The sequence below is a fragment of the Rhabdochromatium marinum genome, from assembly GCF_016583795.1.
Classification (GTDB): Bacteria; Pseudomonadota; Gammaproteobacteria; order Chromatiales; family Chromatiaceae; genus Rhabdochromatium; species Rhabdochromatium marinum.
This window is the reverse complement of record NZ_NRRS01000110.1, coordinates 1-8584: the sequence shown is the minus strand read 5'-3', so window position 1 is coordinate 8584 and position 8584 is coordinate 1. Positions and strand designations below refer to the sequence as shown.

Below are 8584 nucleotides of genomic sequence, written 5' to 3'. Positions count from 1 at the left end.
GGGCGCCAAGATTGTTTTGAGCTTACGTGCATTGGTTCAGTCGACCGGACGCTGGGCGCAATTCTGGGACAAGATCGATCAGTTCGGTGCTCAGCCTTGCTAAGGACATTATTGAAAGGTAGCACCCTAAGGAACAGACTCCCCCCGCGAGCGGAGGATCGGCAAACCGCATGACCGCCATGCGCCTCTGCAATGGCCTTGACCACGGCCAGACCCAGGCCGCTGCCGCCATGTTTGCGCGAGCGCGACGGATCGCCTCGGCGAAATGCCTCGAATACGTCGGCTGCGGCCTCAATGGCGATACCTGGGCCTTCGTCTTCCACGCTCAGGCAGCACAGTCCCTCCGACGCCTCGAGGCGCACGGTCAGGATGCCCGGATCGGCATGCTGCAGCGCGTTTTCCAGCAGTGCCATCAGGGCCTGGCGCATACGGACCGGATCGCAGTCCGGCTGCAGCCTGGTATCGAGCTCCTGCTGCAAGACGAACCCCCGCGCGGACAGCGCCGTCGCGAAGGCCTGGATCACGGTACCCAGCTCCTCGGCCAGCCTGACCCTGTCTCGCTGCAACTCCAGATGACCGCTATCGTTGAGGCTGAGTACACGCAGGTCCTCGATCAGTCGGCTCAGACCTTCCACCTGGCGCAGCAGACCCTCGAAGATCTCGCTGCTGGGGCTGAAGACGCCTTCCGCCAGACCCTGCAGACGTCCGCGCAGAATGGTGACCGGCGTGCGCAGTTCATGGGCGATGGCGGCGTTCCAGAACTCGCGCTCGCGGGTCATGCCCTGCAGGCGCTCGGCCATGGCGTTGAAGTCGCGCACCAGTTGCGCCGTTTCGCCCATCGCCTGTTCGTCCATCCGCGCGCGGGCGTCGAGCCTGCCCTGGGCCACTTCGCGCAGGCTGTGCGCCACCGAGTTGAGCGGCCTGATGAGCCGCCGCGACAGGCGGATGGCGACGAACACCGCCATGCCCAGCGCGGCGGCGATGGTACCGACGATCCAGACCATCTCGACCCGCGAGGGCATCCAGGTTTCGGAAATGGAGCCCGGCAGATAGGTCACGGCGATGGCATAGAAGACGTAGGAGCCGAATACCGAGATCAGGATGATGCCCAGCGCCATCACAGCCAGAGACTGGATGATCTGACGGCGCAGGCCCGGCGCGCGCTTCATGGATCGCCGCCGAAGCGATAGCCCACGCCCCAGACGCTGCTCGGTACGCCCTGGATGTCCAGGGCCTCGAGTTTCTTGCGCAGCTTGCTGATGTGGCTGTCGACGGTGCGCTCCTGGGTATCGCCTTCGGGCAGGCAGTCGACCAGCAGCTCCGCGCGGCTGAACGCCCGTTTCGGCGCACGCATCAGACAGGCGAGCAGTTTGAACTCGGTCAGCGTCAGCTCCAGCGTCTGCGGCTGGCCATGACGAAGGACGCTGGCTTCATGGCTGTCGAGGTCGATCTGGAACGCGCCGACGCGCAGCACCTGCGGGGCGGCGGGCGCGCTCGCCCGCGTGCGACGCAGCACCGCCTGCACCCGCGCCACCACCTCGGCCGGGTTGAAGGGTTTGACCACGTAGTCGTCGGCACCCAGGCGCAGCCCCATCAGCTTGTCGATGTCCTGATCGAGCGCGGTGAGCATGATCACCGGCGTGTCGCTGCGCGAACGGATTTCGCTGAGTACCTTCCAGCCGTCGAGTTGCGGCATCAGCACGTCGAGCAGGACCAGATCCGGCTTGAGCGCCTGGTGCAGGGCCAATGCCTGGCGGCCGTCGGTGGCGTGCTGGGTGCGCAGCCCACTGCGCTGCAGGTAGGCGATGAGGATGTCGGCGATCTCGGCCTCGTCCTCGGCGATCAGTACCAATGGCGAGGCCGAGGCGGCGGGGCTGAGGCGCACGTTGGGATCGGTCATGGGCGGGCTCGCTGGCAATGGATCAGAAGTTTATCGCGCCCTCCATGCTTTCTCCACAAAGCCTCGAATCATTCGCAACAGCCGTGCGCCAGACTGCGGCCTCGATGTCCTCCCGACCGAAAACAGCGCGTCCGGGAGATCCGTTCAGCGAGGTGAGTAGGCGATGTGCATCAAACAACGGCATCCGGGCATTCTGCTCGCGGGGCTTGCCGTATTGGTACTGGCAGGTTGCGATTCGGCACAGCAGGCTGAAGAAGCGCCCGCGCCGGTTCGGGTGTCGGTGATGATACTCGAGGCGAGCGAACTGTCGGTCAGCGAGGATCTGCCCGGTCGCGTGGCGGCCGTGCGCAGCGCCGAGATTCGTGCGCAGATCGGCGGCATCGTGCAGCGCCGCCTGTTCGAGCAGGGCGCCGAGATCGAGGCCGGTGACCTGCTGTTCCAGATCAACCCGGCGCCGTTCGAGGCCGAGGTGGACAGCGCCGCAGCGGCCTTGCAGCGCGCCGAGGCGGTCTTGGCGCGGGCGCGCGTGCAGGCCGATCGGCTCACCCCGCTGATGCGGGCCGAGGCGGTCAGCCGCCAGGTGTATGACGATGCCGTGGCGCTGCGCGACCAGGCCGCCGCCGACGTGGCCCAGGCCAAGGCGACGCTGGCACGGCGCAGGCTGGACCTGGAGTTTGCCAGCGTCGAGGCGCCGATCGCCGGGCGGATCGACCAGGCACTGGTCAGCGAGGGCGCGCTGGTCTCGCCGACCGATGCCACGCCCATGGCCAGGATCCAGCAGATCGACCAGGTGTACGTCGATGTGCGCCAGTCCGCCTCGGTGCTGGAGACACTGCGCCAGCAGGTCCGCTCGGACAGGCCGGAGCTGACCGTTGAGATCCTCGGCAGCGACGGCAAGCCAATGGGCATGCAGGGGCGCATCCTGTTCTCCGGCATCGAGGTGGATGCCGGTACCGGCGATGTGCTGCTGCGCGTTCTGGTCGACAACCCGCAGCGTCGCCTGCTGCCCGGCCTCTACGTGCAGGCGCGGATTCACCGTGCGCATTACGCCGATGCCCTGAGCGTGCCCCAACAGGCGGTGACCCGCACGGCGGGCCAGGCCAGGGTGTGGGTGCTGGATGCGCACGGCCAGGCGCAGCCGGTGGCCATCGAGCTCGGCGAGCTGGTGGCGCGCCGCTACCGCGTCGTGTCCGGGCTCAGCGCTGGGCAGCAGGTGGTGATCGAAGGCATCGAGCGTCTGACCCCGGATGCACAGGTCGCCGCACGTCCCTGGCAGCCCGCTGCCGCCCGCGAACAGCTCAGCGCCGTCGCGCGCTGAGTTCGGAGAAACCCTCATGCCGCAGTTTTTCATCGACCGCCCGGTGTTCGCCTGGGTGATCGCCCTGTTCATCGTGCTGGCCGGCGTCATCGCCATCCCGCAGTTGCCCATCGCCCGCTACCCCTCGGTGGCGCCGCCGACGGTGAGCCTTTACGCCACCTATCCGGGGGCCACCCCACAGACCCTCGACGACTCGGTGGTGAGCCAGATCGAGCGCGAACTCTCGGGGGTGAAGAACCTGCTGTACTTCGAATCCTCGGTCGACACCTCGGGCAGCGCGCAGATCACCGCCACCTTCAAGCCGGGCACCGACGCCGAGATGGCCCAGGTGGACGTTCAGAACCGCATCAAGGCGGTCGAGCCGCGGCTGCCCCGGGCGGTTCGCCAGAACGGCCTGCAGGTGGAGTCCGCCGCCTCCGGCTTCCTGATGATGGTCGGCATGACCTCGCCCAACGGACAGTTCGACGAGGTCGCGCTGAACGACTACTTCGCGCGCAATATCGTCCAGGATCTGCGCCGCATCGACGGCGTGGGCCGTGTGCAAATGTTCGGCGCCGAGCAGGCCATGCGCATCTGGGTCGATCCGAACGCGCTCACCGCCTATGGCCTGACGATGGACGAACTGGCCCAGGCGATCGAGCAGCAGAACGCGCAGATCGCCCCCGGGCGGATCGGCGACGAACCGGCGCTGCCGGGCCAGCGCCTGACCGTGCCGCTGACCGTGCAGGGACAACTGACCACGCCGGCGGAGTTCGCCGCCGTCGTCCTGCGTGCCGACGCCGATGGGGCGAAGGTGGTGCTTGGTGATGTGGCGCGGGTCGAGCTGGGCGCAGAGTCCTACGCCTTTTCCAACCGTGAGAACGGCGTGGCGGCGACCAGCGCCGCGATCCAGCTCTCGCCCGGCGCCAACGCGGTGCGCACCGCCGCCGCCGTGCGCGCGCGCCTGGCCGAGCTGGCGCCGACCCTGCCGGCGGGCATGGCCTACTCGGTGCCGTTCGATACCGCGCCCTTCGTCAAGGTGTCCATCGAGAAGGTGATCTACACCCTGCTGGAGGCCATGGCGCTGGTGTTCCTGGTGATGTTCCTGTTCCTGCAGAACCTGCGCTACACCCTGATCCCGGCCATCGTCGCGCCAATCGCGCTGCTCGGCACCTTCGCGGTGATGCTGGTGGCCGGCTTCTCGATCAATTCCCTGACCATGTTCGGTATGGTGCTGGCCATCGGCATCATCGTCGACGACGCCATCGTGGTGGTGGAGAACGTCGAGCGGCTGATGGCCACCCAGGGACTCTCGCCACGGGAGGCGACTTCGCGGGCGATGCGGGAAATCACCGGCGCGGTGATCGGCATCACCCTGGTGCTCACCGCCGTGTTCATCCCCATGGCCTTCGGCAGCGGCTCGGTGGGGGTGATCTACCAGCAGTTCACCCTGTCGATGGCGGTGTCGATCCTGTTCTCAGCCCTGCTCGCCCTGAGCCTGACCCCGGCGCTGTGCGCCACGCTGCTGCGCCCGATCGGCCCGGATCACCACCACAAACGCGGATTCTTCGGCGCCTTCAATCGCGCCTTCGAGCGCCTCACGGCGCGCTACGGCAACCGGGTGACGCGACTGGTCGGGCGCAGCGGACGCATGATGGCGGCGTTCGCGGTGCTCTGCGCGGTGCTGGTGATCGCTGCCCGGGAGTTGCCGTCGTCCTTCCTGCCCGAGGAGGATCAGGGCTACTTCATGACCTCCATCCAGTTGCCCACCGGCGCCACCACCGAACGCACGCTGGACGTGGTCAAGACCTACGAGGCGCACGTGGCCTCGCGTCCGGGGCTGGACGCGAACATGGTGGTGCTGGGCTTCAGCTTCGCCGGCTCCGGCCCCAACGCGGCCATCGCCTTCACCATGCTCAAGGACTGGGATCAGCGTCATGGCGCCACGGCCGCCGAAGAGGCGGCGCTGGCGCAGCAGGCCATGGCCGACAACGTCGAGGGCACGGTGATGAGCCTGATGCCGCCGGCCATCGACGAGCTGGGCACCTCCTCCGGCTTCAGCCTGTTCCTGCAGGACCGGGCCAACCGGGGCGAGGCCGCGCTGCTCGCCGCGCAGGCGCAACTGCTGGAACTGGCGGCGCAGAGCAAGCTGGTCAGCGATGTCTATCCGGATGGTCTGCCGCCTGGCGAGAGCATTCGCCTGGAGATCGACCGGCAGAAGGCCGAGGCCATGGGTCTGTCCTTCACCGCCGTGAGCAGCACCCTGTCGGCGGCCATGGGCTCGCTGTACGTCAACGACTTCCCCAATGCCGGACGCATGCAGCAGGTCATCCTGCAGGCCGACGCCCCGGCGCGCATGCAGCTGGACGATGTGCTCGGCCTGCGCGTGCGCAATGCCAGCGGCGGCATGCTACCGCTGCGCGAGGTGGTGACGCCGGTGTGGAGCGAGTCGCCGCAGCAGATGATGCGCTTCCAGGGCTTTCCGGCCGTGCGACTCGCCGGAGGCCCCGCGCCGGGCGTTTCCAGCGGCGTGGCGATGGCCGAGATGGAACGCCTGGTGGCGCAGTTGCCGCAAGGCTTTGCCGTGGCCTGGACGGGACAGTCGCTGCAGGAGCGCCAGTCGGCGGCACAGGCACCGCTGCTGATGCTGCTGTCGGCGCTGGTGGTGTTCCTGGTGCTGGCGGCGCTGTACGAGAGCTGGTCGATCCCGCTGTCGGTGATGCTGGTGGTGCCCCTGGGTCTGCTCGGCGCGGTGGCGGCGGTGATGCTGCGCGGCATGCCGAACGACCTGTTCTTCAAGGTGGGAATGATCACCATCATCGGCCTGTCGGCGAAGAACGCCATCCTGATCATCGAGTTCGCCCGCCAGCTGCATGCCGAGGGGCGCACGCTGATCGACGCTGCGGCGAGCGCCGCGCGCCTGCGTCTGCGGCCGATCCTGATGACCTCGCTGGCCTTCACTCTCGGCGTGGTGCCGCTGATGCTCGCCAGCGGCGCCAGCGCGGAAACCCAGCATGCCATCGGCACCGGGGTGTTCGGCGGCATGCTCAGCGGCACCCTGCTGGCGGTGTTCTTCGTGCCGGCCTTCTTCGTCTTCGTCATCGGCACCCAGGAGCGTATCGCCGCCTGGGGCGCGATGCCGAGGCCGTGGCCCAGTACAAACGTGCCATCCAAGTCGCCTTCCGCGCTTGATGGCTGTCGGGTTCAGGAGATCTGCGGCGAGCGCGCCAGGAGGCCCGGCGTGTAGCCATAGGCGCGCTTGAAGAGCCGGGTCAGATGGGGCTGATCGGCGAACCCGGTCTCGGTCGCCGCCTCGACGATCCCGACCCCGTGGGCGATGAGCGCATGCGCCCGTTCCAGACGGGCCTGGACCAGCCAGGCATGCGGCGGAAGACCGTAGGCGCGAGCGAAGGCCCGCAGCAGGCGATAGCGTCCGGCACCCGTCGCCTGTTCGAGATCGAGCAGGGTCACGGCCTCGGCCAGATGATCGGCGAGATAGTCGCGCACCGACCGGGCCAGACCGGGCTCGACGGCATAAGAGCGGTGTCTCGCAGGCTCCGCGCCATGGACTCGGATGAGATGGCCGAGGGCCGCGAGCAGCCGACTCTCCCGCTCCAGGGGATCGGCCGCCCGAAAGACCCGGAAGAAGGCGGCGAGCCGCGCGACCGCCCGCGGATCCTCGATCACGCCGAGGGGAAAATCCGGCGGCGCTTCGCGGCCCTCGTCCAGGTCGCCGCACAACCGCGTCAGCATCCCGGCCGGGATCTGCAGCGTCCAGTAGGTCCAGCCATCCAGGTCGGCCTCGCCGGTATGGATCTCGCCCGGATCGGCGAGACAGAGGGTGCCGGCCGGGGCGACCAGGCTCCGGCGACGGTAGACGAAGCGGTTGGCACCGCGCACCACCAGCCCGACCGTATAGTCGTCGTGGAAATGACGCGGAAAGGCCAGATGACGAACGTCGGCCCGCCGCACCCACAGAACCTCATCCCGGTCCTGGATGCGCCAGCACTGGGTATGGGATCCCGCCCGAGACTCGGATTCAGCCAGACTCGCCATGCGCCCCCTTGCTGCCGACCGCCTCGAAGAAGAGGTAATAACAGCTTCCATCGCCGCTGTCCGCCGCCAGGAGATCCTCAATGCCGCGCTCCCAGAGCCGCGCGTCGAAACCTTCCGCCAGAACCCTGGCCCGCACGCCCTCGACCATGGGAACGATGATGCGCCGCATGAAGCCCTCGCGCAGCACCGGATCGCCCCCATCGGCATGGATCAGTATCGGAGCGACGCTCAACTCCGAGAATCCGGCCGCCGACATGAGCCCCCGCAGTCGCCGCCCGATCATGGGATCGCCCCCGAGCCGGCGCTGCTCGGCGATCAGGGCCTCCCAGACGGCCCACGACGCTGGCGTCTCCGGCTGAAAGCGGAAGGAGCCGTGGTCACCCTCGATCAGGGTCAGGGTTCCGCCCACACTCAGCATGCCGCGCAGCCGCGCGAGCGCCGTCTCGGGCTGTTGCAGATGCTCCAGCAGGAAACAGACGAAGGCATGATCGAAAACCTCGCCCGTCAAGGTATCCCGGCTCAGATCGCCATGGACGAAGCGCAGGCTCCGTTCCCATCCGGCGAGACGCGCTCGTGCCAGATCCAGCTGAGCGGCATCGACGTCCAGACAGGTCAGATGGATGCCGGGGTTGTCCTCCAGCAGGGCCATGCTCTGACGACCGCTGCCGCACCCCGGCTCCAGCACCCGGCTGCAGGCCGGGAAGCGGAGGTTGCGGTGCAGGAAGGGGCGCAGGATCGCCGCCTGATCCGAGAGACGCTCGGCCTCGCGCGCCGAATAGCCGTGAATGTAGCCCATCGTTCCACCCCTTTCCGTTTCGCAGTACAGAGACGGTAGTCGATGCGGACATCTTATGTCTTGAATACTCTTGCAGCGCGCGGAACGGCGGCCATGACGAGCGAACCAGGCAAGACGGATCGTCACCCCGATCGGCCGCTCCATTGACGAAGAGCATGGACGTCTGGCCACCGAAGCGCCAATCTTGCGGCGATCGGCAGACCCAAACCCAAAAGGAGCTAGACTCTAGTCTTATAAAAAATGCGCGATAGTGTATTATTGTCTCATGAAAAGCACCATGAGTACAGGCAAGGCGGCGAAGCGGCTGGGTGTTTCGGTCAAGACATTGCAGCGTTGGGAGCGCGAGGGGCGTCTCATTCCCGTGGCGCGTACCGACAGCAATCGTCGTCTTTACACCGAGGCCCAGTTGCGAGCGTTCATCGGATGGCGACAGACGCCCGAGTGTCCAGCGCGAATAGTGGCCTATTGCCGAGTCTCATCGGCCGCACAGAAGCCAGACCTGGCCAACCAGCGCCGGGTGCTGGAAGCGTTTGTT

General features: G+C 67.4%; 7 protein-coding genes. 3 read left to right on the top strand and 4 right to left on the bottom strand.

Annotated elements, in window-relative coordinates; genetic code table 11:
• Positions 1 to 1169, bottom strand: a 1169-nt coding sequence (locus CKO36_RS17965) for an ATP-binding protein (protein WP_242469722.1), incomplete at its 3' end; no start/stop codon positions are given.
• Entirely contained in the window at positions 1166 to 1900 is a 735-nt protein-coding gene (locus tag CKO36_RS17960; RefSeq protein WP_200286288.1) for a response regulator, read from the bottom strand. The genes CKO36_RS17965 and CKO36_RS17960, both read right to left, overlap by 4 nt.
• Positions 1901 to 2063: 163 nt before the next feature.
• Between CKO36_RS17960 and CKO36_RS17955 the strand changes: the two genes are divergently transcribed.
• Together CKO36_RS17955 and CKO36_RS17950 are read left to right on the top strand one after the other, a co-directional pair.
• Complete coding sequence (locus CKO36_RS17955) at positions 2064 to 3218, top strand: efflux RND transporter periplasmic adaptor subunit (protein WP_200286287.1); 1155 nt, start codon at positions 2064 to 2066, stop codon at positions 3216 to 3218.
• Positions 3219 to 3234: 16 nt separating this feature from the next.
• Positions 3235 to 6444 (top strand): multidrug efflux RND transporter permease subunit, encoded by a 3210-nt coding sequence (locus CKO36_RS17950; protein WP_275957872.1) that lies wholly within the window; start codon positions 3235 to 3237, stop codon positions 6442 to 6444.
• Here the strand turns inward: CKO36_RS17950 and CKO36_RS17945 are convergent.
• Both CKO36_RS17945 and CKO36_RS17940 read right to left on the bottom strand, forming a co-directional pair.
• Positions 6402 to 7253, bottom strand: coding sequence for a helix-turn-helix transcriptional regulator (locus tag CKO36_RS17945; protein WP_200286286.1), 852 nt, complete (start codon positions 7251 to 7253; stop codon positions 6402 to 6404). The two genes, CKO36_RS17950 and CKO36_RS17945, sit on opposite strands and share 43 nt — an antisense overlap.
• Positions 7237 to 8049, bottom strand: coding sequence for a class I SAM-dependent methyltransferase (locus CKO36_RS17940; protein WP_200286285.1), 813 nt, complete (start codon positions 8047 to 8049; stop codon positions 7237 to 7239). Before CKO36_RS17940 ends, CKO36_RS17945 begins: the two co-directional genes overlap by 17 nt.
• A gap of 277 nt (positions 8050 to 8326) precedes the next feature.
• Here CKO36_RS17940 and CKO36_RS17935 point away from each other — a divergent pair.
• A partial coding sequence (locus tag CKO36_RS17935; RefSeq protein WP_200286284.1) for a MerR family DNA-binding transcriptional regulator occupies positions 8327 to 8584 on the top strand: 258 nt, incomplete at its 3' end.